The following is a 312-nucleotide window of genomic DNA, read 5'->3' on the forward strand; positions in this document are numbered from 1 at the left end:
TGGGGACGGAGTAACCAATGGTGATGAGACTACAGACAATACAGATCCATTAGACGGTTGTTCTTTTCTGCCAGCAAGTGTAACGCTTACACCAAGTACAGCTTGGGAAGCGCTAGATTGTGATGGTGATGGGGTAACCAATGGCGATGAAACTACAGACAATACAGACCCATTAGACGGTTGTTCCTATTTAGCATCAAGTGTAACGCTTACACCAAATGCAGCCTGGGAAGCGCTAGATTGTGATGGGGACGGAGTAACCAATGGTGATGAGACTACAGACAATACAGATCCATTAGACGGTTGTTCTTT

At 45.5% G+C, this 312-nt stretch carries 1 protein-coding gene; it reads left to right on the forward strand.

All coding sequences use genetic code 11. The features are described from left to right. A partial coding sequence (locus MWU65_RS17670; protein WP_247079985.1) for a hypothetical protein occupies positions 1-312 on the forward strand: 312 nt, incomplete at both ends.

The sequence above is a fragment of the Cellulophaga sp. F20128 genome (genome assembly GCF_023015805.1).
GTDB lineage: Bacteria > Bacteroidota > Bacteroidia > Flavobacteriales > Flavobacteriaceae > Cellulophaga.